Source organism: Paracoccus marinus (genome assembly GCF_007018965.1).
Taxonomy (GTDB): domain Bacteria; phylum Pseudomonadota; class Alphaproteobacteria; order Rhodobacterales; family Rhodobacteraceae; genus Paracoccus; species Paracoccus marinus.
The window spans coordinates 1-26,648 of sequence record NZ_VJYZ01000023.1 but is presented as its reverse complement, the minus strand read 5'-3'; the positions used below and the strand labels follow the sequence as shown (position 1 = coordinate 26,648).

At 68.3% G+C, this 26,648-nt stretch carries 20 protein-coding genes and 3 pseudogenes; 15 read left to right on the top strand and 8 right to left on the bottom strand.

What is annotated here, in order from left to right; genetic code table 11:
• Nucleotides 1-32: 32 nt before the first annotated feature.
• From FNF32_RS10810 to FNF32_RS10790, 5 genes are all read right to left on the bottom strand, one after another.
• Nucleotides 33-1,706: an ATP-binding cassette domain-containing protein gene (locus FNF32_RS10810; protein WP_131674373.1), complete on the bottom strand. Its 1,674-nt coding sequence runs from the start codon at nt 1,704-1,706 to the stop codon at nt 33-35.
• 3 nt (nt 1,707-1,709) lie between these two features.
• Nucleotides 1,710-2,585: an ABC transporter permease gene (locus tag FNF32_RS10805; RefSeq protein WP_221930700.1), complete on the bottom strand. Its 876-nt coding sequence runs from the start codon at nt 2,583-2,585 to the stop codon at nt 1,710-1,712.
• A gap of 23 nt (nt 2,586-2,608) precedes the next feature.
• Nucleotides 2,609-3,574: an ABC transporter permease gene (locus FNF32_RS10800; protein ID WP_131674375.1), complete on the bottom strand. Its 966-nt coding sequence runs from the start codon at nt 3,572-3,574 to the stop codon at nt 2,609-2,611.
• A 79-nt stretch (nt 3,575-3,653) separates the two neighbouring features.
• A complete protein-coding gene (locus tag FNF32_RS10795; RefSeq protein ID WP_131674376.1) occupies nt 3,654-5,246 on the bottom strand; it encodes an ABC transporter substrate-binding protein in 1,593 nt (530 codons plus the stop codon).
• Nucleotides 5,243-6,202 (bottom strand): N-formylglutamate amidohydrolase, encoded by a 960-nt coding sequence (locus FNF32_RS10790; RefSeq protein ID WP_131674377.1) that lies wholly within the window; start codon nt 6,200-6,202, stop codon nt 5,243-5,245. Before FNF32_RS10790 ends, FNF32_RS10795 begins: the two co-directional genes overlap by 4 nt.
• Nucleotides 6,203-6,466: 264 nt before the next feature.
• Between FNF32_RS10790 and FNF32_RS10785 the strand changes: the two genes are divergently transcribed.
• A complete protein-coding gene (locus FNF32_RS10785) occupies nt 6,467-7,138 on the top strand; it encodes a gamma-glutamyl-gamma-aminobutyrate hydrolase family protein (RefSeq protein ID WP_185961934.1) in 672 nt (223 codons plus the stop codon).
• A 203-nt stretch (nt 7,139-7,341) separates the two neighbouring features.
• On the opposite strand, the gene FNF32_RS10780 is transcribed toward FNF32_RS10785, so the two are convergent.
• Both FNF32_RS10780 and FNF32_RS10775 read right to left on the bottom strand, forming a co-directional pair.
• Nucleotides 7,342-8,064 (bottom strand): TetR/AcrR family transcriptional regulator, encoded by a 723-nt coding sequence (locus FNF32_RS10780; protein ID WP_131674379.1) that lies wholly within the window; start codon nt 8,062-8,064, stop codon nt 7,342-7,344.
• Complete coding sequence (locus tag FNF32_RS10775) at nt 8,061-9,281, bottom strand: acyl-CoA dehydrogenase family protein (RefSeq protein ID WP_131674380.1); 1,221 nt, start codon at nt 9,279-9,281, stop codon at nt 8,061-8,063. The genes FNF32_RS10780 and FNF32_RS10775 overlap by 4 nt, the downstream gene beginning before the upstream one ends.
• 140 nt (nt 9,282-9,421) lie before the next feature.
• Here FNF32_RS10775 and FNF32_RS10770 point away from each other — a divergent pair, with 140 nt between their 5' ends.
• The 5 genes from FNF32_RS10770 to FNF32_RS10750 all read left to right on the top strand — a co-directional run bounded on the left by FNF32_RS10770 (nt 9,422) and on the right by FNF32_RS10750 (nt 15,985).
• Nucleotides 9,422-10,282, top strand: coding sequence for a CoA transferase (locus FNF32_RS10770; protein ID WP_131674381.1), 861 nt, complete (start codon nt 9,422-9,424; stop codon nt 10,280-10,282).
• A gap of 11 nt (nt 10,283-10,293) precedes the next feature.
• On the top strand, nt 10,294-11,523 hold the full coding sequence (locus FNF32_RS10765) for an acetyl-CoA C-acetyltransferase (protein ID WP_131674382.1): 1,230 nt from the start codon (nt 10,294-10,296) through the stop codon (nt 11,521-11,523).
• The gene (locus tag FNF32_RS10760) at nt 11,520-13,631 is read left to right on the top strand and encodes a 3-hydroxyacyl-CoA dehydrogenase NAD-binding domain-containing protein (RefSeq protein WP_246087787.1); all 2,112 of its coding nucleotides are present in this window, start codon (nt 11,520-11,522) and stop codon (nt 13,629-13,631) included. The genes FNF32_RS10765 and FNF32_RS10760 overlap by 4 nt, the downstream gene beginning before the upstream one ends.
• 99 nt (nt 13,632-13,730) lie before the next feature.
• Nucleotides 13,731-15,413: an AMP-binding protein gene (locus FNF32_RS10755; RefSeq protein WP_131674383.1), complete on the top strand. Its 1,683-nt coding sequence runs from the start codon at nt 13,731-13,733 to the stop codon at nt 15,411-15,413.
• Between the two features lie 227 nt (nt 15,414-15,640).
• Nucleotides 15,641-15,985 (top strand): NAD/NADP octopine/nopaline dehydrogenase family protein, encoded by a 345-nt coding sequence (locus FNF32_RS10750; protein WP_246087786.1) that lies wholly within the window; start codon nt 15,641-15,643, stop codon nt 15,983-15,985.
• A 393-nt stretch (nt 15,986-16,378) separates the two neighbouring features.
• Here the strand turns inward: FNF32_RS10750 and FNF32_RS10745 are convergent, their stop codons facing one another.
• Nucleotides 16,379-18,406, bottom strand: coding sequence for a TonB-dependent receptor domain-containing protein (locus FNF32_RS10745; protein WP_131674385.1), 2,028 nt, complete (start codon nt 18,404-18,406; stop codon nt 16,379-16,381).
• A gap of 159 nt (nt 18,407-18,565) precedes the next feature.
• On the opposite strand from FNF32_RS10745, the gene FNF32_RS10740 reads away from it, so the two are divergent.
• The 9 genes and pseudogenes from FNF32_RS10740 to FNF32_RS10695 all read left to right on the top strand — a co-directional run.
• On the top strand, nt 18,566-19,618 hold the full coding sequence (locus FNF32_RS10740; RefSeq protein WP_131674386.1) for a hemin-degrading factor: 1,053 nt from the start codon (nt 18,566-18,568) through the stop codon (nt 19,616-19,618).
• A complete protein-coding gene (locus FNF32_RS10735) occupies nt 19,615-20,460 on the top strand; it encodes a heme/hemin ABC transporter substrate-binding protein (RefSeq protein WP_131674387.1) in 846 nt (281 codons plus the stop codon). Before FNF32_RS10740 ends, FNF32_RS10735 begins: the two co-directional genes overlap by 4 nt.
• Nucleotides 20,461-20,534: 74 nt before the next feature.
• Nucleotides 20,535-21,542, top strand: coding sequence for a FecCD family ABC transporter permease (locus FNF32_RS10730; protein WP_131674394.1), 1,008 nt, complete (start codon nt 20,535-20,537; stop codon nt 21,540-21,542).
• Entirely contained in the window at nt 21,539-22,369 is an 831-nt protein-coding gene (locus tag FNF32_RS10725) for a heme ABC transporter ATP-binding protein (protein ID WP_131674388.1), read from the top strand. Before FNF32_RS10730 ends, FNF32_RS10725 begins: the two co-directional genes overlap by 4 nt.
• A gap of 248 nt (nt 22,370-22,617) precedes the next feature.
• Nucleotides 22,618-23,091 (top strand): ATP-binding protein, encoded by a 474-nt coding sequence (locus tag FNF32_RS10720; protein ID WP_131674389.1) that lies wholly within the window; start codon nt 22,618-22,620, stop codon nt 23,089-23,091.
• Nucleotides 23,092-23,599: 508 nt separating this feature from the next.
• Complete coding sequence (locus FNF32_RS10710; RefSeq protein ID WP_342778053.1) at nt 23,600-23,914, top strand: recombinase family protein; 315 nt, start codon at nt 23,600-23,602, stop codon at nt 23,912-23,914.
• Nucleotides 23,877-24,461: pseudogene (locus tag FNF32_RS10705) on the top strand (site-specific integrase); the annotation flags it as partial. The gene FNF32_RS10710 and the pseudogene FNF32_RS10705, both read left to right, overlap by 38 nt.
• A 184-nt stretch (nt 24,462-24,645) precedes the next feature.
• Nucleotides 24,646-25,753, top strand: a pseudogene (locus FNF32_RS10700) (DNA modification methylase); the annotation flags it as partial.
• Nucleotides 25,750-26,571: pseudogene (locus tag FNF32_RS10695) on the top strand (DNA modification methylase); the annotation flags it as partial. The pseudogenes FNF32_RS10700 and FNF32_RS10695, both read left to right, overlap by 4 nt.
• Nucleotides 26,572-26,648 lie beyond the last annotated feature (77 nt).

The following is a 26,648-nucleotide window of genomic DNA, read 5'->3' as shown; positions in this document are numbered from 1 at the left end:
CCCCCCGGGGGCGCCGTCCTGCCGCGCCCCGCTCAGGTTTCGGCCATGCGCGGCATCGAGGCAAGCAGGTCGCGCGTATAGGCGTGGCGCGGGCGCAGCAGAACTTCGTCCGCCGCGCCCGCCTCGACGATCTCGCCCTTGCTCATGACGAGGACGCGGTCGCACATTTGGCGCACCACCGCCAGGTCGTGGCTGACGAACACCAGCGTCAGGCCCAGCATCTCGCGCAGGTCTTTCATCAGGTTCAGGACCTCGGCCTGAACCGTCACGTCCAGCGCCGATGTCGGCTCGTCGCAGAAGATCAGTTCGGGGCGGAACGCCAGCGCCCGGGCGATGCCGATGCGCTGGCGTTCGCCGCCGGAAAACGCATGCGGCATCTTGCCGGCCGCGTCGCGCGGAAGCTGCACGACCTCCAGCAGGTCGCCCGCGAGCCGCCGCGCATCGCGGGCCGCGACAAGGCCGTGGGCGACCAGCGCATAGGTCATGTTCACCGCCGCCGACATGCGCGGGTTCAGCGAGGAATAGGGGTCCTGGAAGATGCATTGCAGCGACCGCGCCAGCGCGGCCCGGTCGCGCCGGCCGGGTTGCAGGCTGCGGCCGCGAAAGGTGATCGCGGCGCCCGCGTCGGGCTGCTGCAGACCCAGGATGCAGCGGCCGATGGTGGACTTGCCGGAACCGGATTCGCCCACGATCCCCAGCACCTCGCCCGCGCGCACGTCGAACGACACGTCCTTCAGCGCGACGAACGCGTCCTGCCCGCTGCGGGGCGGGGCGGGATAGGTCTTGGACAGGCCGCGCACGGACAGAAGCGCCGACCCGGACGGGGCGAAGCCGTCGCGCGCGGTCCTGAGATACGCGATCCCGCGTTCGCGCCCGGGACTGTCGGCCTGCCGTTCGATCACGTCGAAGCGGTCGAGCCGGCGGTCCATCGGCGGAATCGCCGCCATCAGCTGGCGGGTATAGGCCGCGGCCGGATGCAGCAGCAGCTGGCGCGTCGCCCCTTCCTCGACCAGCTCGCCGCGCCTGAGGACCTGCACGCGGTCGCACATCTGCGCCACCACGCCCATGTCGTGGGTAATCAGCAGGATGCCGATCCCTTCCTTGCGCGCCATGCGTTCCAGCGTCGCCAGAACCGCCTTTTGCACGGTCACGTCCAGCGCCGTCGTGGGCTCGTCGGCGATCAGCAGCGCGGGCCTGGCGCAGATCGCGATCGCGAACACGATCCGCTGGCACAGGCCGCCCGAAAGCTGGTGCGGGTATTTCGACAGCCGTTCGGCCGCCTGCGGCACCTCGGCCTGTTCCAGAAGCTCGACCGCATAGGCGCGCGCGGCCGCCCCGCGCCGCCCGGTATGGGTGACGATGGATTCCAGCAGCTGCTCGCCGATGGTCAGGACCGGGTTCAGCGCGGTCATCGGGTTCTGGTAGATGTAGCCGACCTTACGCCCCCGGATCGCCTCGACATCGCGCGCGCGGGTGATGTCGTGGCCCGACAGGCGGATGCGGCCCGCCTCGATCGTCGCGTTCTCGCCCATCAGGCCCAGGACGGCCTTGCCGATGGTGGACTTGCCGGCGCCGCTTTGGCCGACGATGCCCACGATCTCGCCGGGCGCCATCGTCAGCGAATAGTCGCGGATCGCCTGAAAGCCGCTGCCGTCGGCAAGGCGATAGGCGATGGTCAGGTCGTCGATCTGCAGAAGCGGCGTCATACCTTAGTCCTTCGCGCGCAGAAAGGGGTTGGCGTGGTCGCGCATCCGGTCGGCCACGACGTTGACGCACAGCACCATCGCCACCAGCACGAGGCCGGGGATCATGCTGATCCACCACTTGCCCGACAGCAGGTATTCGTTGCCGTTGGCGATCAGCAGTCCCAGCGACGGCTGGGTGATCGGCACCCCGACGCCCAGGAACGACAGCGTCGCCTCGGCCACGATCGCGCCCGAGATCGCCATCGGCAGCAGCACCAGCACCGGCGTGATCGAGTTCGGCAGCAGGAAATGCAGCATGATGCGCCACTCGGATATCCCGCCGAGGCGGGCGGCGGCGATGTAGTCGCGCTGCATCTCGGTCAGGGCCACGGCGCGCACCACGCGGGCGGTCTGCGCCCAGATGCCGATGGCCAGCGCCACGATCACCTTGTCCACGCCGGTGCCGAAGATCGCGAGCAGCATGATCGCCAGCAGGACGCCCGGAAAGCTGACCGTCAGGTCCACCGCCCGCATCACCAGCGCGTCGATCCACCCCCCGCGCAGCGCCGAGACAAGGCCCAGCAGCACCCCCGCCGTGATCCCGGCCGCGACCGCGACCACCGCGACCAGCAGCGATATCCGAAGCCCGTAAAGCACCGCCGACAGGATGTCGCGCCCAAGCGAGTCGGTCCCCAGATAGGCGATCCGCCCGTCCATCGTCTGGGTCATCGGCGGCAGCAGGCCGTCCATGATGTTGAGCTGCATCTGGTCATAGGGGTTCTGCGGCGCGATCGCGGGGGCAAGCAGCGCCAGCGCGAGGAACAGCCCCATCCCGACCAGCCCGGCGGTCGGCAGGGCGTGACCCCGAAAGATCGCGCGCCAGCCGGCAAATCGTGGCACCTGCGGTTCGGTCATTGGCTCGCTCATGAATAGCGGATGCGCGGGTCGAGCAGCGCGTAAAGGATGTCGACGACGAGGTTGATCGCCACGAACATGACGGTGATCAGGATCATGTAGGCGACCACGACCGGCCGGTCGGACCGGTAGATCGAATCCAGCAGCAGCTTGCCGATGCCCGGCCACGAAAACACCGTCTCGGTTACGGTCGAAAAGGCGATCAGGGCGCCCAACTCCAGCCCCGTAATGGTGACGATGGGGATCAGGATGTTTCTCAGCAGGTGGCGGTTGACGAGCCGCCAGCGCGGGATGCCCTTGGACCGGGCGAACATCATGTAGTCCTGGAACATGACCTCCTCGGTTCCCGAACGGGTCAGGCGGGTCTGCATGCAGACGATTGCAACGGCGAGGTTCGCGGCCGGCAGCAGCATGTGGCGCAGCCCGTCGATCGTCAGGAACGACCAGCCGGCGCCCAGCAGCGGCACCGTGTCGCCGCGTCCCGACGCGGGCAGCCAGCGCAGCCAGACCGAGAACACAAGGATCAGCAGCAGCGCCTGCCAGAAGTTGGGGATCGAGTAGCCAACCGTGGTCGCAAAGCTGACCGCCCGCGTCGCCGGATGCCGCCGGTTCAATCCCGACCAGATTCCCAGCGGGATCCCGATCGCGACGCCCAGCACCATCGCCAGGCACACCATTTCCAGCGTGGCGGGCAGCCGTTCGAAGATCAGGTCGAGAACCGGGCGGTTGTAGACGTAGGACTGCCCGAAGTCGCCGGTCAGAACGTTGCCCAGAAATGCGAGGTATTGCAGCGGCAGCGGCCGGTCGAGGCCCAGCGAACGCGCCAGCGCCTCGCGGTCGGCGGCCGTGAAGTCGTCGCCGGCGAGAACCGCGACCGGGTCGCTGACCATGTACATCCCGACGAACACGAGAAGGGACATGATGAACAGCAGGACGGCGCTTTGACCGATCCGCCTGATGATGAAGCTGGCCATGTCCCCTTCCCCCCGCCGTTCCCCGTCAGGCGGCAGGCCGCCCGCGCCGACCCTTAGGGCCGGGCGACCTGACGTCTGCCTATTTGCGGTGGACCATTCCGGCCATCGTGCGGCCGTCGGCGTTGCCCGTGACCGCAAGGTCGGCGCGATGGCCCCAGACCTCGTGGTTGTAGTAAAGCGGGATGCCCGGCATGTCCTCGACCGCCCGGGCCATCGCGGTGGCGATCAGCGCGTCGGCCTTGGCATCGTCGGTTTCGACCGCCCACGCGCGGATCGCGGCCTCGAAGTCGGGATCGGCATAGTTCGACATGTTGGCCGAACCGAGACCCAAGTCCGCGTCCTTCTGCGCGAACGCGCCCGAGATCAGCTGCGCCGCCCCCTGCGGGTGGCCCCAGCCATACATGAACGCGCCAAGCTCGCCGTCCCCCCGGCGGGTAAGGAACACCGACCAGGGCTCGGTCTTGAGCGAGACCCTGACCCCCAGCCGCGTCCAGTACTGCGCCAGCGCCTGCGCCACCACCGTGCCGTTCAGATAGCGGTCGTTCGGGACCGAAAGCTCCATCGAGAAGCCGTCGGCAAAGCCCGCCTCGGCCAGCAGCTTTTTGGCGGCGTCGGCATCGTAGGGCAGCGGCGGCATTTCGGGCGCGCCGTCCATGTAGCTGGGCGCGAACTGGTTGGCGGCGGTCGCGTTGCCCTGGAACAGCCGCCCGACGATCGCGTCGCGGTCGATCGCCATCGACAGCGCCCAGCGCACACGCGGATCGGCCAGGGGCGCGGCGCCGTTCGCGGCGGTGACGCCCGGCGCGCCGTCCGCGCTGATGTCCAGCACGATGAAGATCGTCTGCAGGCCGGGGGTGGAACTGGTCGCGAACTGGTCGTCACGCTCGATCACCGCGATATCCTCGGCGCCGGGCTTTTCGATCACGTCGTAATCGCCCGCCAGCAGCCCCGCGATGCGGGCGCCGTTGTTTGCGACCGACCGGATCTCGACCTGGTCCCATTCGGCCTTGGCCCCCCAGTAACCGGCGTTCGGCACCAGCGTCGCGTCGCCCGTGGCCTGGAACTGCTGCAGCAGATAGGGCCCCGTGCCGATCGCGGCCTTGCCGCTGTCGAAATCGGCCTGCGCCGGATAGCTGGCCGCGATCCCGCAATCGCCCTGGCCGTCATAGGCGATGTCCGCAGTCACGCCGTTCGCCTGCGCGGACAGGATCTTCAGGAACTTCAGTTTCTGGAACAGGATCGGATAAGGGGCGGTCGTCTCGAACCGGACCGTGTGGTCGTCCACCGCCACCACGTTCCTGACCGGGCCAAGTGACGAGGTCAGCACGTTCGGCTTGCCGTTCACCGGGTGCATCATCCGGCACATGCTGAACACCACGTCGCGGGCGCCGAACGGCATCCCGTTGGAAAACTTTACCCCGTCGCGCAGCTTGACGACGGCGGCGGTCGGGCTTTCCCACTGCCATTGCGTCGCCAGCAGCGGCTTGTTGTCGAGCGCGACCAGCGTCTCGAAGATGTGCTCGCCCAGGCCCGCGGTCTGGCTGTCGCTGTAGGGATAGGGATCGACGCTGATCGGCGCCGTCGCATAGGCCATGCGCAGCGTCTCGGCCGCCGCCGGCGACGCCAGGGTCGAGGCTGCGATCAGCAGCGCAAGGGTTCCGGACCTGTTCATGCTTTCTCCCGTTTTTCGCTTGCGTGTCGTTCGTCGTCGTCGTCGGTGGTGTCGGCGGCGGCGGCGGCGGCGGCGGGGCGTGCCCGCTGTCCCAGGAACCGGGCAAGGTCCGTCAGCGCCTCGCCACAGTCGGCCTGCATCCGCGCGAACCGGCCCGATCGGTCCCGCGTCTCTTCGTCCATGTAAAGGTCGCGGCGCAGTTCGACCTGCAGCGCGTGCTGGTCGATTTCCGGCCAGCCGTAGCGCAGCGTGACCTCGCCGCCCGAGAACCGCTTGTTCATCCCGACTTCGTAGCCCAGCCGCTCGAACGACGTGGCGAGCCGCGTGGCGATAGCCAGGTCGCAGCATTCGCCGTGCCGCGTTCCGATGTCGATCTGGGGACGGATGCGCCCGCCCCGCCGGGCCGAATCGAACTTGGTCATCGAATGGCAATCGAGCAGGCAGACCGTGCCGAACCGGCGCCGCGTCTCATCGACCAGCCGGGTCAGCGCCTGGTGATAGGGGATGAAGCAGGTGGCGAGCCGGCCCTTCGCCTCGGACAGGTCCAGCTTGCGGTCGTAGATCGGCTTTCCCTTCGCCCGCGACCAGAACAGGGTCGAGCCGTCGATGCGCGCGGTCGGCTGCAGGCGGCCGTACCAGCCGTCGGGGTCGGCCAGCATGTCGGGGTCGATGTCGTGCTGGTGGCGGTTCACGTCCACATAGGCGCGCGGAAAGTTGGCCCGCAGCGTGCTGATGCCCAGCGCCCGCGCGGCGGTCCCGAACAGCTCGTCCACATAGCGGTCGGCGGGGAAGTCGATTTCGGCAAAGCTCAGGTCATCGCGAAAGCCGAAGTCCGGCGGATAGACGTCGCCGCTGTGGGGAAAGGCCAGCACAAGCGGCAGCGTCGGCGATTGCGCCCCGGTCAGGGTGATCGGCGCGGCCGCCTGTTCGGGCGCAAGGGCTGGCTGGTTCGGCACGTCTCACTCCTCACGAAGATGCGCCGATCCGGTCGGACATTGGGGCAGCTAAGCGGATCGCAAAGGGCCGGAAAACCTCATTGACGAATGCGCTGGGCTCATAAGGCGGGGTTATAGGATTGCGAGGGATAGGGCGGGTTCCTATCCAGATTGGAACCTGAGTAACGCCGTATTCGGCGCAGATCGGCCCGTCGGGAGCGCCAGATTTGCATTGGCGCGGCGAATGACCCGCTCCCGCTCCCTGCGGACATGATGGAGACTCCGATGCCCCAGACCACCAACGTCGCAATCTCGCTTGGTGCCGCGACTGACCCGGTCCCCTATGTCCGCGCGGTCGAGGCGGCGGGGTTCGCGGCCCGGGTCTTCACGCCCGGCGGCCGGCTGCCGACGCTGCCCATGGACATCGGCGCGATCGTCTTCGGCGGCGGCGCGGCGGTGATGCCGTCGCGGTTCGGGCAGGACCACGATCCCGCCATCAAGCGCGCGGTGGACGAGGATCGCGACGCGATGGAATGGCATCTCGCCGACCAGGCGCTCGCCCGCGGCCTGCCGGTGATGGGGATCTGCCGCGGGATGCAGTTCCTGAACGTCTATTTCGGCGGCACGCTGTGCCAGAACCTCGCCGCAGGATCATGGCAGGACGACCACCGCCCCGACCTGCCCCGCGACGCCGAGACGCATGCCGTGATCGCGCGCGGGGGGCGGGTGAGGGACTGCCTTGGCGACCGGCCGTTCATGGTCAACAGCATTCACCGGCAAGGCATCGCGGACCTGGCCGCGACGTTGACGGCCACCGCGACGACCGGGGACGGGCTGATCGAGGCCTGCGAGGATCCATCGCGCAACATCGTGGCGGTGCAGTGGCATCCCGAGGAGCTGGCGCCACGCAACCCGGCGCATCTGCGGCTGTTCGCGTTTCTGGGCGGCGGGGAATGAGCGCGCGCCGTTTGAAAGTTCCGTCCTGATCGCAGCCGCGTCGTCCGGCGCCAAGGCCGGTCACAGCGTCCAGACGGTTTCGCAAAGCTCGGCGATGCCCGCATAGAACGCCTCGTGATAATCCTTGCGGTAGGTGACGTAGTAAGCCAGCGCCGGTAGCGGCCATGGCCGGGTGAAAGCCCCTTGAATGGGGCCCCGCTTGCCTACTGCCCCCGCTCCTGCACGGCCCGGTCGGCAGTCAGAAGCTTTACCCAATTTTCCAGATAGGCATCGAACAGCCCCTCGGGCGCGCCCAGATGCACGTCCGAGGCCATGCCGCGCATCAGCCACTGGCTCAGCATCATCATGCGGCCGACGGCGGCGCCCGCCTGCGGTCTGGGCGGGGCGTCGACCTGTCCCCCCGGCTCCATCTCGTTGATCACGCGATAGGCTTCGGTCCACAGGCGCGACAGGATCTCGGCCAGTTCGGGCGAGCGCCGGCTGGCAAGGCTCAGCTCGGCCAGCATGACGCCTTCGCGGGTCCTGAAAACCTCGTGCCACAGGCCAAGGCAAAAGGCCCGCATCGGGTCGCGCGTGCCGCGGGCCGCACGCCAGAGCCGCGCGATCGTGTCCTTGAGATCGCCGATCAGCTCGGTCGCCGCCGCCTCGACAAGGGCCGACTTCGACGCGAAATGGTGCAGCGGCGCCCCGCGCGAGACGCCGGCGCGCTGGACCACCAGCCCCAGCGTGAGGTCCGCGTAGCCGTGATCGGCCAGGGTCGAAAGCGTCGCCTCGATCAGGCGATGCTTCATCGCGGCGCTCCGCTCGCCCTGGGTGCGCCTGTCGGCCTTTTGGCCGTCGGCCGCATCGTCCTCGCCGCCCTTCCCCTTCCTTTCGGAAGGGGCGTTGCCCGTGGAAAGGGCGGCGATCTCGGCGGTTCTGGTCACAGCGCGCGGGATATCAGTTCCTTCATGATATCGTTCGTGCCTCCATAGATGCGGTGCGCGCGGTTGTCCACGAACGAGCGGGCGACCGGATATTCCCACATGAAGCCATAGCCGCCATGCATCTGCACGCACTGGTCGGCGACGCGGCTGCACATCTCGGACACCCACATCTTGGCCCCGGCGGCGGCGACCGGGCTCAGCGTTCCCGCGACCTCGGCCTTGACGCATTCGTCCACGAAGGTGCGCCCGACGCTCAGCTCGGTCTGCAGTTCGGCCATCCGGTGACGCATCGTCTGGAACGCTGCGACGGGGCGGCCGAAGGCCTGCCGGTTCTTGACGTAGTCGCGGGCCAGATCGAAGGTCGCCTCGGCCGACGCCTGCGCCTGGATCGCGATCAGCAGACGTTCCCAGGCCAGCTGCTGCATCAGCATCATGAAGCCCATGCCCGGCGCGCCGAGGATGTTTTCCTTGGGCACCTTCACGTCGTCGAAGAACAGCTCGCTGGTATCCTGCGCGCGCATGCCCATCTTCTTGAGCGGCTTGCCCTTGGTGAACCCGGGCGTCCCCGCCTCGACCAGGATCAGGCTGGTGTCGGCGCTGCCCTTGCCCGACGAGCCGGTCTTGGCGACGACGATCACCAGGTCCGACAGGTAGCCGTTGGTGATGAAGATCTTGGACCCGTTGATGAGGTAGTGGTCGCCCTTGTCCTCAGCCTTGGTGCGGATGCTTTGCAGGTCCGAGCCGGTGCCGGGTTCGGTCATCGCGATCGCGCCGACCATCTCGCCGGTGGCGAGTTTCGGCAGGTAGTGCCGCTTTTGCGCGTCGCTGCCGTAGTGCAGGATGTAGGGCGCGACGATCTCGGAATGAAGCGAGAAGCCCGGACCGCTGGCCAGAACCCGGCCCTGTTCCTCCATTACGATGGTCGAGAACAGCCGGTCGGCGCCAAGGCCGCCGAACTCCTCGGGGATGGCCACGCACAGAAGTCCGGCCTCGCCCGCCTTGTTCCACAGGTCGCGCGCGACGTGGCCCTGGGCCTCCCACGCTTCCCAATGGGGATAGACCTCGGTCTCGAAGAAGCGGCGGACACCGCGGCGGTAATCCTCGTGCTCGGGCCCGTAGATGGTGCGGGGCAGAAGCTTCGGCGTCTCGGGCGTGGCAGTGAACTCGTGACGGGGCGGTGCTGCGGGCGGTGCTTCGGGCGATGCTGCGGCGTCCATGAAAGGCTCTCCGTTGATGTTGGCGCGACCGGGTGAGGTGCTTGACAACTTACATTCTGATCGTTCAGCATGTTGAAGGGACGAGAGCGCCTTGTCAACGATGCGCGATACGGCGGCCAGCAGCGCCGCAAGGGGGAAAGATGACAGACGCCGCCACTGGCGCGCCGAGCCGGAACGGGCATCAGAACGAGCGGCCGCTTGCCGGTCTGGTCGCGGTATCGCTGGCCCAGAACCTGCCGGGACCGCTGGCGCTGGAGATGCTGGCGGCCGATGGAATCGGCGCGATCAAGGTCGAACCGCCGTCCGGGGACCTGCTCAGCCATGCCGCGCCCCGCTGGTATGCGGAACTTGGCCAGGGGATCGACACCCGCCAGATCGACCTGCGCAGCGAAGCCGGCAAGGCGGAACTGGACCGCCTGCTGGGCGGTGCCGACCTGCTGATCACCAGCCAGCGGCCAAGCGCGCTCGCCCGTCTGGGCGTCACCGTCGAATCGCTGGCGCGGGTCAATCCACGGCTCTGCTGGGTCGAGATCGTCGGCGACTGCGACGCGCCTGAGGTGCCGGGCCACGACCTGACCTATCAGATCGAGGCCGGGCTGGTCGCGCCGCCCGCCATGCCCCGGACGCTGGTGGCCGACCTTGCCGGCGCGCGCGACGCGGCCCGGACGGCGCTGTTGCTGCTGCTTGGGCGTGAGCGCGGATCGGCGCTGCGGCACCGCCGCGTCGGGCTGCGCCAGGCGGCGCAGGACTTTGCCGCGCCCGTCCGCCACGGAATGACTGGCGACGGCGGCATCCTGTCGGGCGTGATCCCCGGCTATCGCATCTATCGGCTGGCGGACGGCTGGGCCGCAGTCGCCGCGCTGGAACCGCATTTCGCCGCCGCCTTCTCGAACGAAGTCGGCGCGGACCCCGAATCGTTCTTCGCCGCCCGGACGGTCGCCGACGCCAGCGCGCTTGCGCAGGCACACGACCTGCCGATCAGCGCAATCCACGCTTCCTGAAAGGTTTAGGAATGGAAGAAGTCTATATCTACGACGCCGTCCGCACCCCGCGCGGCCGCGGCAAGGCCGGCGGCGCGCTGAACGAGATCAAGCCGACGGCGCTGGCCGCGGGCCTGCTCGACGCGCTCAAGGAACGCAACGATCTCGACACCTCGCGGGTCGATGACGTTGTCCTGGGCTGCGTCAGCCCGGTCATGGACCAGGGTTTCGACATCGGCCGCGGTGCGGTCCTGCTGTCGTCCTGGGACCACGCGGTTCCCGGCGTCCAGATCGACCGCTTCTGCGCCTCGGGGCTGGAAGCGGTGCAGCAGGCAGCGCAGCGCATCCGGTCGGGCTGGGACCAGCTGATCGTCGCCGGCGGCGTCGAAAGCATGAGCCGCGTGCCCATGGGCGCAAGCGGCGGGTCGCTGTTCGATCCGGCCAGCGCGATGAAGATGTATTTCGTGCCCCAGGGCATCAGCGCCGACCTGATCGCCACGATGGAAGGCGTCACCCGCGAGGACGTGGACGCCTATGCCGTCGAAAGCCACCGCCGCGCCACGGCCGCGTGGGCCGAGGATCGCTTTGCCGGCAGCATCGTGCCGGTCAAGGACATGAACGGCATCACCATCCTTGAACGCGACGAGCTGCCCCGCGCCGACGCCAGCACGGAAACGCTGGGCGGTCTGCGCACCTCGTTCGCCGAGCAGGGCGCGATCGGCTTCAACGCCGTCGCCCAGATGAAATACCCCGAGGTCGAGCGCGTGGACCACGTCCACACCGCCGGCAACAGCTCGGGCATCGTGGACGGCGCGGCGCTGGTCCTGATGGGGTCCGAGGCGATCGGGCGCGAACTGGGCCTGAAGCCGCGCGGGCGCATCGTCAGCATCGGCCGCGTCGGGACCGAGCCCACGATCATGCTGACCGGCCCGACCCCGGCCAGCGAAAAGGCGCTGGCCTCGGCCGGCCTGTCGGTCGAGGACATCGATCTGTTCGAGGTGAACGAGGCGTTCGCCATCGTCCCCATGCAGATGATGCGGAACATGGGCGTCAGCCATGACAAGGTGAACGTCAACGGCGGCGCCATCGCCATGGGCCACCCGCTGGGTGCCACCGGCGCCATCCTCGTCGGCACCGTGCTGGACGAGCTGGAACGGCAGGACAAGCGCTATGGCCTCTGCACGCTCTGCGTCGGCGGCGGCATGGGCAACACGGTGATCGTCGAGCGCGTCACCGATTTCGTGAACGGAGAAACGAAGTGACCGAGAGCAGCGTGAACCACATCACCATCGAGGTCGACGACAGCGGCATCGCCACCTGCACCATGGACTGGCCGGGCCAGGTCAACCTGATGGACGCGGGCTTCGTGCCGTCCTTCGCCGCCACGGTGGACCGGCTGGCGCAGGACGACGTCAAGGGCGCGATCCTGCGGTCGGCCAAGAAGTCGTTCTTCGCCGGCGGCGACATCACCGCATTCGCCAACGCGCAGCAGCAGCCGGCGGAAGCGATCTTCGAGGAAGTCGAGACGATCAAGGCGCAGCTGCGCCGGATCGAGAAGCTGGGCAAGCCGGTCGTCGCGCTGATCGAGGGCGCGGCGCTTGGCGGCGGGTTCGAACTGGCGCTCGCCTGCCACGCCCGCATCGCGGTGAACGATCCCCGCACCAAGCTGGGCCTGCCCGAAGTGCAGCTTGGCCTGCTGCCCGGCGCGGGCGGGGTCGTCCGCATGGTCCGCATGCTGGGCCTGCAGGCGGCGCTGCCGATGCTGGCCGAAGGCAGGCAGATCGCGCCGCAAGAGGCGGCCGCGCAAGGGCTGGTTGACCTCGCCGACGACCGCGCCGACGCCGAGGCCAAGGCGCGGGCGTTCATCGCCGCGAACCCCAAGCCGGTGAAGCCGTGGGACGCCAAGGGTCACAAGCTGCCGGGCGGCGCGCCGTTCATGTCGCCCTCGGTCATACAGCTGCAGATGGTCGCGCCCGCGATGCTGACCGCCAAGGCGCTGCGCACCATGCCCGCGCCCGAAGCGATCCTGGCGGCCGCCCTTGAAGGGGCGCAGGTCGATTTCGACACCGCCCTGCGGATCGAGACGCGCTATCTCGTCAAGCTGCTGAAGGACCCGGTCGCTCATAACCTGATCGGCACGTTCTACACCGACCTGAACGCGCTCAAGTCGGGCGACGCCCGCCCGACCGACGTGGACAAGCTGGTCGTCGGCAAGCTGGGCGTTCTGGGCGCCGGCATGATGGGCGCGGGCATCGCCTATTCCGCCGCGATCAAGGGGATCGAGGTGGTGCTGATCGACACCGCTCAGGACCGCGCCGACAAGGGCAAGGGCTATTCCGAAAAGCTGCTCGCCAAGCGCGTTTCGCGCGGGCGGATGGACCAGGCGGAAAGCCAGGCGGTGCTGGACCGGATCACGGCCACGACCGACTTCGCCGCGCTGCAGGGCTGCGACCTTGTCATCGAGGCCGTGTTCGAGGATCCCGCGATCAAGGCCGACGTGACCCGGAAGGCCGAGCCGTTCCTGGCGGACGGCGGCATCTTCGCATCGAACACCTCGACCATCCCGATCACCGACCTGGCCAAGGCCAGCGCCCATTCCGACCGCTTCATCGGGCTGCACTTCTTCAGCCCCGTGGACAAGATGCAGCTGGTCGAGATCATCCGCGGCAAGGAAACCAGCCCCGACACCGAATCGCGCGCGATCGACTTCGTGCTGCAGATCGGCAAGGTCCCGATCACGGTCAACGACGCGCGCGGGTTCTTCACCAGCCGCGTGTTCGGCCAGTACATCAGCGAAGGCGCCGCGATGATCGCCGAGGGCGTTCCCCCGGCCATGATCGAGAACGTCGCGCGGCAGGCGGGCATGCCGGTCGGCCCGCTCGCGGTGCTCGATGAGGTGACGCTGACCCTGCCGCTCCAGGTCGAAAAGACGGCGGTCGCCTCGGGTGCCGCGGCATCGAACCAGCGCCATCCCGGCATGCTGGTGCTGGAAAAGATGGTCGCGAACGGCCGCAGCGGCCGGGCAGCCGGCGGCAAGGGCTTCTACGACTATGCCGAAGGGGCCGAGAAGCGTCTGTCGCCCGAACTGGCGCAGCACTTCCCCGCCGCCGAAAGCCGTTTCGACCCGGCCGAACTGCGCGACCGGCTGCTTTACGCGCAGGCCGTGGATGCGATCCGGGTCCAGGTCGAAGGCGTGCTGGACAGCCCGCGCGAGCTGAACATCGGTTCGATCTTCGGCATCGGCTTCCCGGCCTGGACCGGGGGCATCCACCGCTTCGTCGACCAGATCGGCCGCGAGGCGTTCACCAAGCGCGCGAACGAACTGGCCGACAAACACGGCGAGCGGTTCCGCATTCCCGCCGGCTGGTAACCTGACAGACAACGGCCGGCGCGACCTCGCGCCGGCCGCTTCGTTCGACCCCGGCGGGCAGGGCGTGCCCGGACGCAGCTCATGACACAACGAGGAACGATGGCACGACAGTCCGCCCCCACCCTGCTGCACAGCTTCCTGCACTGGGAAAAGACAAAGCCCGACGGCGTCTTCCTGACCCAGCCCACGACCGACGGCGTGACGGACTACACATGGGCCGAGGTCGGCGACCAGGCCCGTCGCCTTGCCGCCTGCATCCGGTCCCTGGGCCTGCCGGCGGGCAGCCATGTCGCCCTGCTGGGCAAGAACAGCGCGCACTGGGTCATTGCGGACGTCGCGATCATGATGGCCGGGATGATCAGCGTTCCGCAATATCCCACCATGTCGGGCGGAACCGCGCGCTACGTCCTCGACCACGCCGAGACGAAACTGCTCATCATCGGCAAGCTGGACGGCACCAGCGACAACTGGCCCGAGATCAAGCAATCGCTCCCGCCCAACCTGCCGCTCGTCGCCCTGCCCATGGCGCCTTCCGAGGCCGGCACCAGCTGGGCCGAAGTCATGGCCCACGCGCCGCTCACCGATGTCGCGACGCCCGGCAAGGACGACGTGGCCACCATCGTCTATACCTCGGGCAGCACCGGCCGCCCCAAGGGCGTGGTCCACAGCTTCGCCTCCATGCTGGCGATCCAGCGGGGGCTCGAGGGCCGCAACGGCGTCCTGCCCTCGGACCGGCTTCTGTCGTACCTGCCCCTCGCTCACGTGGCCGAGCGCATGATGGAGGGGATGGCCCTTTACTACGGGCTGCACATCTTCTTCACCCAGTCGCTTGCGACCTTCTCCGAAGACATCGCCCGCGCCCGGCCCACCGTGTTCCTGTCGGTGCCGCGGCTGTGGACCAAGTTCCGCCAGGGCGTGGACGAGGCGCTGCCGCCGCGCAAGCAGGCGATCCTGTTCGCGATTCCCGGCGTGTCGCGGCTGATCAAGCGCAAGATCCTGCGCAAACTGGGGCTGGATCAGGTCCGCATGGCCGCGTCGGGAACAGCCCCGATCTCGCCCGACCTCATCCACTGGTACAAGCGGCTGGGGCTGCAGGTGCTGGAAGGCTACGGCATGTCGGAAAACTTCGCGATGTCGCACTTCACGGAACACGGCCGCATTGTCCCCGGTCAGGTCGGGACCTGTTTTGAGGGGGTCGACGCACGGATCGACGAGACGGGCGAGATTCTCGTGCGGAGCCCGGGACAGATGCTGCGCTATCACCGCGAACCCGAACTTACGGCCGCGGCCATGACGCCCGACGGCTTCCTGCGGACGGGCGATCGCGGGACGATCGACCGCCACGGCGCGCTGACGATCACCGGGCGGACCAAGGACATCTTCAAGACCGCCAAGGGGAAATACGTGGCCCCCGTGCCGATCGAGAACGCGATCCAGCTGCCGGGGATCGAGGCGGTGTGCGTCATGGGCGCCGGCCGCAGCGCCCCCATCGCCCTGCTGCTTCCCTCGGCCGAGAAGCGGGCGGAGCTGGCGGACCCGGCGGCACGCGCAGCGATCGCGGCGCTGATCCGCAAGGAACTGGCAGAGGTGAACACCACGCTGGAACCCCACGAGCGTCTGGGCCTCGCCGTGCTGGTCGAAGACGACTGGACCCCCGGGAACGGCTGCCTGACCCCCACGCTGAAGATCGTGCGCGCGAAGCTCGAAGAGGAGTACGGCAAGGCCGAGTTCCCGCCGACCGACCCGCGCGTGGTCGTGCTGGGCGGGGCTGCCCGCGACTGAGATATCAGCGAGAGTTACTTCACGCTTCACAGCGTGGGGCTTTGCGTGAGCGATAAGCCACCATGCTTTTGCGCCGGCCGCCAAGCGGCACGGCGCAAAAGCTCATCGGCAAATGCTACAGATGTTGATTGCTCGTAAGGGGACGCCTAGTCGCGGTTGCCCCGCGCCGTGTTGATCACCGGCGGGCTCCGGTAAGCCTTGCCATTGCCGACCGCTTCGGCCTGCAGGTGCGGACGGTTTTCCAGCATTTTTCGTTGTCGTTTCACGTTCCCGAGGGGAGCGTTCACGAGATGAACCAGCAGATGTTCCGGCGTGGCGACGCGGGGACGGGCCCGTCGACGATGGACAGCCGCTACATTTTCGAGGACGTGCCGTACGGGCTTGTCTCGACGGCGCTGCTTGGCCGGATCGCGGGGGTTCCTGCGCGGTTGCACGAGGCCGGGATCGCGCTGTTTTCTGGCGCGGTGGGGCGCGACCTGGCGGGTGACAACGACCTGCTGGGGCCTTTGGGGCTGGAGGAGCTGGACGTGCGATCGCTGGAGCGGCTTTGCCTGCGGGGGTTCGGGGGCTGATCTGCGGCTGAGGACAGGTGGCGGCAGTCTCGGGTCAGGGGCGGCCGCCGCTGCCGGTGGACAGGCAGGCGGGTGGAGCTGGCAGTGGAGACCGCGATGAATGCCGTGATCGGGGTACCCGTGGACAGCTGACCTAGCGCGATCGAGGGCGCCTGCAGGACCTGCAATCCGTCCCTATACCGCCCGCTGCTGAGACCCGGTTCGCCCGTGTCCTCGTATCCCGCACGCCGCTTCCGCTCTGCGCGCCGCCCCTACCCTGCGGGTCCATAGCCTAATCCAAAGCCAAGGCGATTTCCGACAAGCAAAAACCCCGCGGCGGATGCAGCGGGGTTGGTCTTCTTTTTGGTTGCGGGGGCAGGATTTATTCCGGTCAGGCTTAATCCTGTGCCTTCGTCAGAACGCCCGCGTGAGCGACACGGCGAAGTTCCGGCCGGGCGCCGGGCCGGTGGTCCAGGTCGCCGGCACGTAGGTTTTGTCGAGCGCGTTGTCGATCCCGAACCTCATCTGCACACCCGAAAGCGAACCCTGCTGCGGGGACCAGATCGCAAAGAGGTCGTGAACCGCATAGCCTCCGCGATGCGTCCCGTCGGCCTTGTCGCGGCCGGCGGCGAAGGTGCTGAAGCCGCCGACCTTCCAGGCGGGGCCTGCCTGCCAGGAGGCGCCGATGCCGATCCGGTCGTTGGGAAGCGAGTCCACGACCTCGCCGTCGCCGTCTTCCCCGGCCACGACGGACAGACCGGCGTTCAGCGACAGCGGGCCGCTGGCGTAGCTGGCCTCGATCTCGCCGCCTTTCAGCGTCACCTCGGCCACGTTGACATAGGCTGGGACCGGGAAGGGCGCGTTGGTGCGGGTGATGCGGTCGGTGATGTCGTTGTGGAACAGCGTGACCTTGACCGCCGCCTCGCCGCCCGCGCCGAACAAGTCCTGTCCGCGCCAGGAAAGGCCGATCTCGGTATTGACGCCGCGTTCCGGCTTCAGGTCGGGCGAGGGCGCGCCGCCCATGAAGCTGTCGTAAAGCTCGTCGGCGGTCGGCAACCGCTCGACCCGCGCGAGGGAGCCGAACGCCGACCAGCTGTCGTTCAGCCGGTAAATCGCGGCGATCTGCGGCTCGATGGCGGTTTCGCTGACCTTTTCGTCCGTGGCGGTGACGCTGCCGGCCGGCGTCGTCTCCTGATGCTCGACGCGCAGGCCGGTATTGATCGTCAGCCGTCCCCTTGTCAGTTCCGACAGCGCATAGGCGGCCTGCCTATCGGTCGTCGCCTCGGGATGCGAGGACGAGGGCACGGTCGATGTCCGGTCCTGGGTCGATATCTCGGCGCCGAAGGTCAGGTAATGTTCGACCTCGCCCGTGGACAGGTCGGCCACGTTGACCGCCTTCAGCTTCCACAGCCCGTAGCTGCGCTCGCCCAGCAGGCTGGGCATGATCGGCTCGTCGGGATCATCGCCCTGCTCGATCCGCTTCAAGGTGTCGCTGTAGGACAGCGTCACCGCGACATCGACGAAGGGGTTGTCCGTCGGATCGTATTCCCAGATCGCGCGAGCCGTGTGGTCCTCGGTCAGGATGTCGCCGACCCCCCAGCCCGAAAAGCCGGGGAACAGGCCGATCTGGGGTCCTTCCTGCTGGTTGAAGTCCTGATCCTCGCCGTCCGCGCGAAGGCCGACATAGCTGAAGCGCAGCCGCTGCTCGTCGTTCAGGTCGTGGTTCAGCTTCAGCAGCAGGTTCGGCGCCAGCGAGTTCGACCGGATTAGCCGGTCGCCGTCGGGGTCGGTGCTGTCGCCCAGGTCGCGCAGCGCGAAGGCGGCCAGCGCCGTCGTGCGCTCACCCGCGCGCCAAGCGCTGGCGATGCTGCCGAAGCGGGTGTCGGGGTTCGTGGCGTAACCCAGCTTGACGCGGCCACCGACCTTGCGGCCTTCGGTCAGCAGGTCCTCGGGCTCGATCGTCTCCATAGCGACGACGCCGCCGAGCGCGCCCGAACCGTAGAGTGTGGACGACCCCGGCCCGCGCAGCACCTCCACCCGCTTGAGGAAGTCGGGTTCGACGAACAGCGAGCCTTGCCTGTAGCTTTCGTAGTACTTCTGCTCGCCGTCCAGCAGTTGCACGATCGACGACTCCGACGCGGCGATCCCCTCGCCGATGCCGCGGATGTTGAAGGACTGCCCGAAGAAGCTGGACGAGCCGACGCCGGACACGCCCGGCACAACGTCCAGCACGTCGCCGATGGTGGCGGGCTCGATCGCCGTCAGCTCGTCCTCGTCGATTACCGTCACCGCTTGCGGCACGCCCGAGGCGACGCGCGGCTGGCCCGCACGCAGGACTATGGTGTCCAGCGTCAAGCTGTCGGATTCCTGCCCCAGGGCAGTCAGAGGGGTAAGGAAAGCGGCACCGGCAAGCAGCACGGCGCGGCGGGCAGTCATGGTCATCTTTGGCTCCCATGCCACGAGGATCTACAGGGGAATCTCCGTGGCTGCGGGAGGCGGCTGCGGGTTCCGTCTTGCGTTGGGTAGAGAACCCGATAGTTTCAGTCAAGAACGTGCCGCGTCCGTTTGATGCAGTAGCTGAGTGAGCCCCGGAAGGACGACATGACCGATCAAAGCCCGATCAAAACCGCTGCCGACCCCTCCGCGCTGCGGGCCGAGCTGGCAAATTCTACCGTCCGCCCGCATGACCTCGCCGCAAACCTCGGTATCCCCGAGGGAGCGCTGGTCGCCGCCCGCGTGGGTCATGGTGCGGTGCGAATCGACGCGACGCCCGACCGGCTGATCCCGCTGGTCGAGCCGCTGGGCGAGGTCATGGCGCTGACCCGCAATCCCTCGTGCGTGATCGAGAAGGTGGGCGTCTATCGGGACTACCACCCCGGCAACCACGCCGCGATGACGCTGGACAAGGAAATCGATCTGCGGATCTTTCCGTCGCGGTGGGTCCATGCCTTCGCGGTCGAGGTGCCGGGCGAGGCCGGCCCGCGCCGTTCTGTGCAGGTGTTCGATGCGACGGGCGATGCGGTCCACAAGATCCACCTGCGCGCCGCGTCCAACCTTGCCGCGTGGGAGACGCTGAAGCAGGCGCTGGCAGTCGAGGATCAGTCGGACAGTGCGGCTTTCACCCCTCGCGCCGCTGTCGAACCGGCGAAATCCGCGCCCGAGAAGATCGACATCCTCCGGCGCGAATGGACCCGGATGACCGACACGCACCAGTTCAACACGCTGGTCCGCAAGATGAAGATGAACCGCCTCGGCGCCTATCGCATCGCGGGCGCGCCCTTCACCCGCCCGCTTGCTCCCCAGGCGCTGTCGCTGTTGCTGGAGCAGCTGGCTGGCGACGGCATGGGGTCGATGATCTTCGTCGGCAACATGGGCTGCATTGAGATCCATTCGGGCCCGATCCATACGCTGAAACCGACGGGTCCGTGGCTGAACGTCATGGACCCGCGATTCAACCTGCATCTGCGCGCCGATTATGTGGCCGAAGTCTGGGCGGTGGAAAAGCCCACCCAGCGCGGGCCGGCAATCTCGGTCGAGGCATTCGACGCCCGAGGCTCGCTGATCCTGCAGGTCTTCGGCCTGCGCGCCGACCGGGCCGGTGATCCCGAGGCATGGGCGGCCCGCGTCGCAGCCCTGCCGGAGCTTGCGGCGTGATCCGCGCCGTTCTCGGCCTCGCCTTCGCGGTGGCGCCGCTTGGCGCGGCGGCGCAGGAACGGGTGGTCTCGCTGGGCGGCTCGGTGACGGAGATCGTAGCGGCGCTTGGCAAGGGCGACCGGCTGGTCGGCCGCGACACCACCTCGACGATGCCGGAGACTGTCCGCGCGCTGCCCGACCTCGGTTATGTCCGCGCTCTGTCGCCCGAAGGCGTGCTGTCGGTCCGCCCCGACCTGATCCTAGCCGAGGAAGGCGCGGGTCCGCCGGCCACGGTCGAACTGCTGCGATCCGGCGGCGTGCCGTTCGTCACCGTGCCCGAGGCTTTCGACGCGGAAGGCGTGGCCGAGCGCATTCGCGTCGTGGGAAATGCGCTCGGGGCCGGGGACCGGGCCGAGGCGCTCGCCGCCGCCGTGACCGATGAGCTGGCGCAGGTCACCGCCAAGGCGGAGGGCCAACCCCATCGCCGCGTGCTGTTCGTGATGGCGGCGGACGGAGGGCGCATCCTCGTCAGCGGCACCGGAACCGCGGCGGACGCGATGATCCGGCTTGCGGGCGGCGTTAACGCGGTCGCCGGGTTCGAGGGCTACAAGCCGCTGACCAGCGAGGCGCTGGCCGGGGCCGCACCCGAGGTGATCGTAATGATGAACCGGGGCGCCGCGGATCCGGAAAGCGAGCCGGACGACGACAGTGCGATCAACGGATTGCTGTCGAACCCCGCACTGGCAGCCACCCCTGCGGGACGCGAGCGGCATGTAGTGCGGATGGACGGGCTCTATCTTCTGGGCTTCGGTCCGCGCACCGCCGACGCGGTGCGCGATCTGTCCCGCGCCCTGGCGGAGTGACGGACGTGGTTGCCGCAGATCCCGCCGCCATTCGAATCGAGGCCGACGGCGATCGCGGCGGGCTTGCCCGGCGCATGACACTGGTTCTGGTCGCAGCGGTGCTGACGGTATCGCTTCTGTCGCTTGGCGCCGGGGCATCGGGCGTGTCGCTGGTCGATACACTGGCGGCGCTGTCGCGCGGCGAGGCCCTGGAACCTTCCGAAAGCCTTGTCCTGTTCCAGATCCGTCTGCCCCGCCTCGTGATGGGACTGCTGGTCGGCGCGGCGCTGGCGGTGTCGGGCGCGGTGATGCAGGGGCTCTTCCGCAACCCCCTGGCCGATCCGGGACTGGTCGGCGTGTCTGCCGGCGCGGGCCTGGGGGCGATCACGGCAATCGTGCTGGGCGGGGCGCTGCCCCCTGCGCTCGCGGCCGTGGCCGGAGTGCATCTGGTCCCGCTCGCGGCCTTCGTCGGCGGGCTCACCGCGACGCTGGTCCTTTATGCCATTGCTTCACGACATGGCCGGACCTCGGTCGCAACAATGCTGCTGGGAGGGATCGCCCTGGCAGCGCTGACCGGTGCGGCCTCGGGCCTGCTGATCTATCTCGCCGACGACAGCCAGCTGCGCACGCTCACCTTCTGGAGCATGGGCAGCCTCGCCGGGGCCAGCTGGCCGCAACTCATCGCCGCCGGCCCGCTGATGATGGCGGCGCTGGTCGCCGCGCCGTTCCTCGCACGCGGGCTGAACGGCCTCGCGCTGGGGGAGGCCGCGGCGTTCCACATGGGCCTGCCGGTAGAGCGCACCAAGCGCATGGCGGTGCTGACCGTCGCCGCCTCGATCGGCGCTGCGGTGGCGATATCTGGCGGGATCGGCTTCGTTGGCTTGGTGGTGCCGCATCTCTTGCGGCTTGCAACCGGGCCGGATCACCGCCGCCTGTTGCCCAACGCGGCGCTTCTCGGGGCGGTGCTTCTGGTGCTCGCCGACCTCATCAGCCGCACCATCGTCGCGCCCTCGGAACTGCCGATCGGCATCATCACCGCAATCGCCGGGGGGCCTGTCTTCATCGCCATCCTGCTGCGCCAGCGCGGAGTGCTGGACCTGTGAGCCTGATTGTCCGCGATCTCTGCGTGAAGCTCGGCCGTCGCGACGTGCTGACCGGCATCAACCTGACCGCCCGCGCGGGCGAGGTCACTGCGATCATCGGCCCGAACGGGTCGGGCAAAACGACGCTGATGCGGGCGATCACCGGAGAGCTCTCCTCCACGGGCCGGCTGACCCTGAACGGCCGCGACATGCGGGGCACGGCTGCGTCCCTGATGGCGACCATGCGCGCCGTGCTGGCACAATCGACGCCGCTGTCATTTCCCTTCACCGTCGCCGAGGTCGTGCGCCTTGGCGCCGAGGCGGGCGGCGCCAGGAACACCGGGTCGGCCATCGAGCAGTCCCTTGCCCGCGTGGACCTTGCGGGCTACGGCGGCCGCTTGTTCCAGCAGCTGTCGGGAGGCGAGCAGCAGCGCGTTCATCTGGCGCGGGTACTGGCGCAGGCGGGACCGGCAGTTGGTACCGATGGCCCGCGCTGGTTGCTGCTGGACGAGCCGGTGAGCAGCCTTGATATCGGCCACCAGCTGATGGTCATGCGCCTCGCGCGCAGCTTTGCGGCCGAGGGTGGCGGTGTGATCGCGGTGCTGCACGATCTCAATCTCACGGCGGCCCACGTCAATCACGTGCTCCTGCTGCATGGCGGCCGGGTGGCGGCCTTCGGAACACCGGGCGAGGTTCTGACAGCACCGCGCCTCAACAAGGTCTACGGGTGCGAACTTCAGGTGCTGCCGCTGTTGCAGGGCATGATGGTGGCCCCTGTAGCCTCACATTATCAAGATGGGGCGCCCCGAATATCAACGGGCGCGCCGGCGCCCCGTCCGGGCTACTAGTAATCGCGAGCGCAGGATCACCTTGACGTTTCCCACTTCATCTCCGTCGGCGAGCCGCCCATCGCCATCGACCGCACCGGGCCGCTAGACCACCGGATGCGGTATCGGCTGATCGGCAAGGCTGCGAGAGGGGTGCTCGGGTCAGCGAATCCGGTTGTTCCCGCACTGCTCTACCTCCTGAAAACTGAACCGTTTGAAGCTGTAGTTTTCGGCTAGGCTGCCCCGGCGGACAGGCCGAGACGGCCGAGGTGCAGCGCTCGGTCCTGTTCTTCGGCGAGCCGGGCACCGGCAAGTCCTTCCTCGCCCGTGCCATGGCCGGCAGCGCCGGCGCCAAGCTGGTGCACGGTGGCTTCGTTCAGTGGCAGGCTGCCGGCCATCTTGGCCAGATGCTGGGGGCGATGCGCCGGACCTTCGCCGAGGCCCGCGCCGCCGCTCCCGCGGTCCTCGTCATCGACGAAATCGATGCCGTGGGAAGCCGGTCGGCACCCGACACCCACAACGAGAACTACCGCAGGCAGGTCATCAACGGCTTTCTCGAGGATCTCGACGGGCTCGCCCGGATGCCGGGCGTGCTCGTCGTCGGCACCTGCAACCACCCGCAGGCGATCGACCCGTCGGTGCTGCGGCCGAACGTTTTCGGCAGCAAGGTTCAGGTGCCGCCGCCCGGGCGGCAAGCGATTAAGCGGACGCTACGCGACGGGCCTCATGCGCGCTGGACTTGAACCTGACGCCAGAGCAATCGCGCGGCTTACCCGCGCCGGCAGTGGCCAGAGCGCCGCGACGATCGACGCCACGCTCCGCGCCGCCGGTCCAGCGCCCGGGCAGCACGACGGAAGCTGCGGGTCGACGACCTGGTCGCGGCGCTCGGCGACCGTTCGGCGCAGCCGGCAACCGAGCATCGCATCGCTCTGCACGAGTGCGGCCACGCTATCGTCGCGACCGCGCTCGGCATCGGTCGCGTCACCCGCCTCTTGCTCAAGCCGGAGGGCCGCAAGGCCTGGACCGCCCGCGTGGCCCATACCGGCCTGCTCCGCGACTGGCACGCTGACCTCGCCCGGACGATGGCGGGCCGGGCGGCCGAGCGGTTGATCCTCTGCAATATCTCGTCGGGCGCTCGCGGGCAAGTCCGCGGACGGGCTGACCTACGGCTACAAGGCGGTCACCCGGTTCAACGCGGCAGGCGAACCGGTCCGGGGCGACCGCGCGATCGATCCGGCTCAGGCGGTAGTGATGCGACGGATCTTCGAGGATTACCCCAAGGGTACCTCGCCGCAGAAGATCGCCGGCCCGAATGGCGGACACTGGGGCACCTCGACGATCCTCGGCAACCGCGAGCGCGGCACCGGGATCCTGAACAACGAGCTCTACGTCGGCCGCCGGGTCTGGAACCGGCTCCGCTACGTCAAAGATCCGGGCACAGGCAAGCGGATCTCGCGCCTGAACTCGGAAAACGACTGGGTCATCACCGACGTGCCGAGGTTGCGGATCGTCGACGACACGCTGTGGGAGCCGCGAGGAAATCCGCAGGCTGGCCGAGGCGCTTGACGCGGCCGAGGACCGCCGTGCGACCGACACCATCCGTCTCTGCATGCTGACCGGCGCGCGCGTGGGCGAGGTGCGGCAGGCCCGGTTCGAACATTTCAACCTTGAGCACCTGAACTGGACGAAGCCCGCCAGCATGACCAAGCAGCGCAAGATCCATCGGCTGCCGATCTCGGATGAGGCGGCGGCGATTGTGCGCCAGCGCCAGCTGCTGGTGCCGCGCGGCTGCCCGCTGCTGTTTCCCGGCGACGTGCCCGGCCAGCCGGTGAAGGAAATCCGCTGTTTCTGGACGGCGATCCAGAAGACGGTCGGCATTCACGATGTGCGGATCCATGATCTGCGTCACGCCTTCGCGTCGCTTCTGGTCAGCGGCGGTGCTTCGCTGGAGATGATCGGCAAGCTGCTGGGTCACAGCCAGATGCAGACCACCCAGCGCTATGCGCACCTGATGGACTCGCCCTTGCGGGCGGGTGTCGATGCGGTGGCCAGCGCGTTCCGGCCCCGGCCGAAGCTGGTGCATGATGCCGATGAGGCGCGGAAGTCGGCCTGACCGCCGCGCGTCACCGGTTCGAGCGATCACGCGGATCCCCGCAGCGCCTTCCAGATCGGGGTGAGCCGGCGGCGGATCGTGCGTTCATCCGGCACCTCGCCGCTCTCGCTGGTGGCGACGAACCAGTCCTGCACCTCGCCCAGCCATTCGGCCTAGGTCGCGGGCAGACCCTGATCGTGGACACGGCGAGTTGATCGCCGGGCACGGCCGGGTGCTGGCCGCCACCCTGCTCGGGCTGAAGGACGTGCCGGTGATCCGGCTCGGCCATCTCGACGAGGCCGAGCGCCGCGCCTACCGCATCGCCGACAACAAGCTGACCGAGCTCGGCGACTGGGACGAGGCGATGTTGCGCGACGAGATCGCGGGGCTGCTGGCCGAGGATTTCGACCTGTCGCTGCTGGGCATCACCGACGCGGATCTGGATGCGCTGCTGCGCGACCCCGAGGCGCTGGGCGGCGACGGCCCGGTCGAAGGCGAGGACGACATTCCCGGACAACCGGTCACGCCGGTCTCCGTGCCGGGCGACCTTTGGCAGCTGGGATCGCACCGGCTGATTTGCGGCGACAGCACCTCAGCCGATGTTGTCGGCCGGCTGCTTGGCGAGGTGAAGCCGCTGCTGATGGTGACCGATCCGCCCTATGGCGTGGAATACGATCCGTCCTGGCGCAACCAGGCGGGTGCAGCAAAGACCAGACGCACCGGCAGGGTCCTGAACGACGACCGCGCCGACTGGCGCGAGGCCTGGGCGCTGTTCCCTGGCGATGTCGCCTATGTCTGGCATGGAGCCCTGCACGCGGCGACCGTGGCCGAAAGCCTCACCGCCGCTGGCTTTGCCATCCGGTCGCAGATCATCTGGGCCAAGGACCGGCTGGTGCTGAGCCGCGGCGACTATCACTGGCAGCACGAACCCTGCTGGTATGCGGTGCGGGCCAAGGGCAAGGGGCATTGGGCATTGGGCAGGAGATTGGAAGCAGACGACGCTCTGGGCCATCGCCAACCGCGATCAGGATGCCGACGCCGTGCACGGCACCCAGAAGCCGGTGGAATGCATGCGCCGCCCGATCCTGAACAATTCCAGCCCCGGACAGGCGGTGTTCGAACCGTTCATGGGATCCGGCACCACGCTGATCGCGGCGGAAACCACCGGCCGCGTCTGCTACGGCGTCGAGATGAACCCGGCCTATGTCGACGTCGCCATCGAACGCTGGCAGTCTTTCCCTGGCGAGGACGCGGTGCTGGCGGAGACCGGCGAGAGCTTCGCCGCCCTCAAGGCCAAGCGGCTCCCGGCATGAAAGCGCCGCTGCTGCCGGGCCGGATCGAACATTAGCGGCTCGCCCACCTCAAATCCTACGCCCGTAATGCCAAGATCCACGACGCCGACTAGGTGGCGCGCATCGCCGCGAGCATGGCCGAGTTCGGCTGGACCGTTCCTTGCCTCGTCGCCGCCGACGGCGAGTTGATTGCTGGGCATGGCCGCGTCCTCGCCGCCGCGCACCTTGGTCTGGCCGAGGCGCCGGTGATCGTCCTCGGACACCTGACCGAGGCACAGCGGCGAGCATATCGCATTGCAGACAACAAGCTGACCGAACTGGGCGGCTGGGACGAGGCGCTGCTGCTGGAGGAACTGCGCAGGCTGCTGACGGAGGATTTCGACCTCGGGTTGATCGGGATTCCCGACGATGAACTGGACGCCCTGCTTCATGTCGACAGCGAAGACCGCGCGCCCATCGACGATGACACAGCCGACACCATCCCCGAAGCTCCGCCCGAACCGATCACCCGCCCCGGCGACATCTGGGCGCTGGGCCAGCACCGGCTCTGCTGCGGCGACGCCACCGACCCCGCCGCGGTGGCCAGGCTGACGCAGGGCGATCAGGCCACGCTGATGTTCACCTCTCCGCCCTATGCCCAACAGCGCGACTACGGCGCCGCGAAGGAAAAGCTCGGCGATTGGGATGCGCTGATGCGGGGCGTGTTCACCGCAGCTCCGGTCGCCGACGACGCGCAGCTGCTGGTCAACCTCGGCCTCGTCCATCGCGACTGTGAATGGCTGCCCTATTGGAAAGACTGGGTGGAATGGATGCGCGCCTCTGGCTGGCGGCGGTTCGGCTGTGACCTGCCCCCCACGCGATCCCTCAGTCTGATGTAGAGTCTGCCCCACCTGAAGGAGCAGACGAATGAGGAAAA

What these genes read in the sequence shown, in the direction of transcription:
- FNF32_RS10710 (WP_342778053.1), top strand. Translation starts at nt 23,600, where the DNA reads ATGCGACGGATCTTCGAGGATTACCCCAAGGGTACCTCGCCGCAGAAG.
- FNF32_RS10765 (WP_131674382.1), top strand. Translation starts at nt 10,294, where the DNA reads ATGGAAGAAGTCTATATCTACGACGCCGTCCGCACCCCGCGCGGCCGC.
- FNF32_RS10755 (WP_131674383.1), top strand. Translation starts at nt 13,731, where the DNA reads ATGGCACGACAGTCCGCCCCCACCCTGCTGCACAGCTTCCTGCACTGG.
- FNF32_RS10740 (WP_131674386.1), top strand. Translation starts at nt 18,566, where the DNA reads ATGACCGATCAAAGCCCGATCAAAACCGCTGCCGACCCCTCCGCGCTG.
- FNF32_RS10795 (WP_131674376.1), bottom strand. Translation starts at nt 5,246, where the DNA reads ATGAACAGGTCCGGAACCCTTGCGCTGCTGATCGCAGCCTCGACCCTG.
- FNF32_RS10775 (WP_131674380.1), bottom strand. Translation starts at nt 9,281, where the DNA reads ATGGACGCCGCAGCATCGCCCGAAGCACCGCCCGCAGCACCGCCCCGT.
- FNF32_RS10745 (WP_131674385.1), bottom strand. Translation starts at nt 18,406, where the DNA reads ATGACCATGACTGCCCGCCGCGCCGTGCTGCTTGCCGGTGCCGCTTTC.
- FNF32_RS10785 (WP_185961934.1), top strand. Translation starts at nt 6,467, where the DNA reads ATGCCCCAGACCACCAACGTCGCAATCTCGCTTGGTGCCGCGACTGAC.
- FNF32_RS10810 (WP_131674373.1), bottom strand. Translation starts at nt 1,706, where the DNA reads ATGACGCCGCTTCTGCAGATCGACGACCTGACCATCGCCTATCGCCTT.
- FNF32_RS10800 (WP_131674375.1), bottom strand. Translation starts at nt 3,574, where the DNA reads ATGGCCAGCTTCATCATCAGGCGGATCGGTCAAAGCGCCGTCCTGCTG.
- FNF32_RS10730 (WP_131674394.1), top strand. Translation starts at nt 20,535, where the DNA reads ATGACACTGGTTCTGGTCGCAGCGGTGCTGACGGTATCGCTTCTGTCG.
- FNF32_RS10770 (WP_131674381.1), top strand. Translation starts at nt 9,422, where the DNA reads ATGACAGACGCCGCCACTGGCGCGCCGAGCCGGAACGGGCATCAGAAC.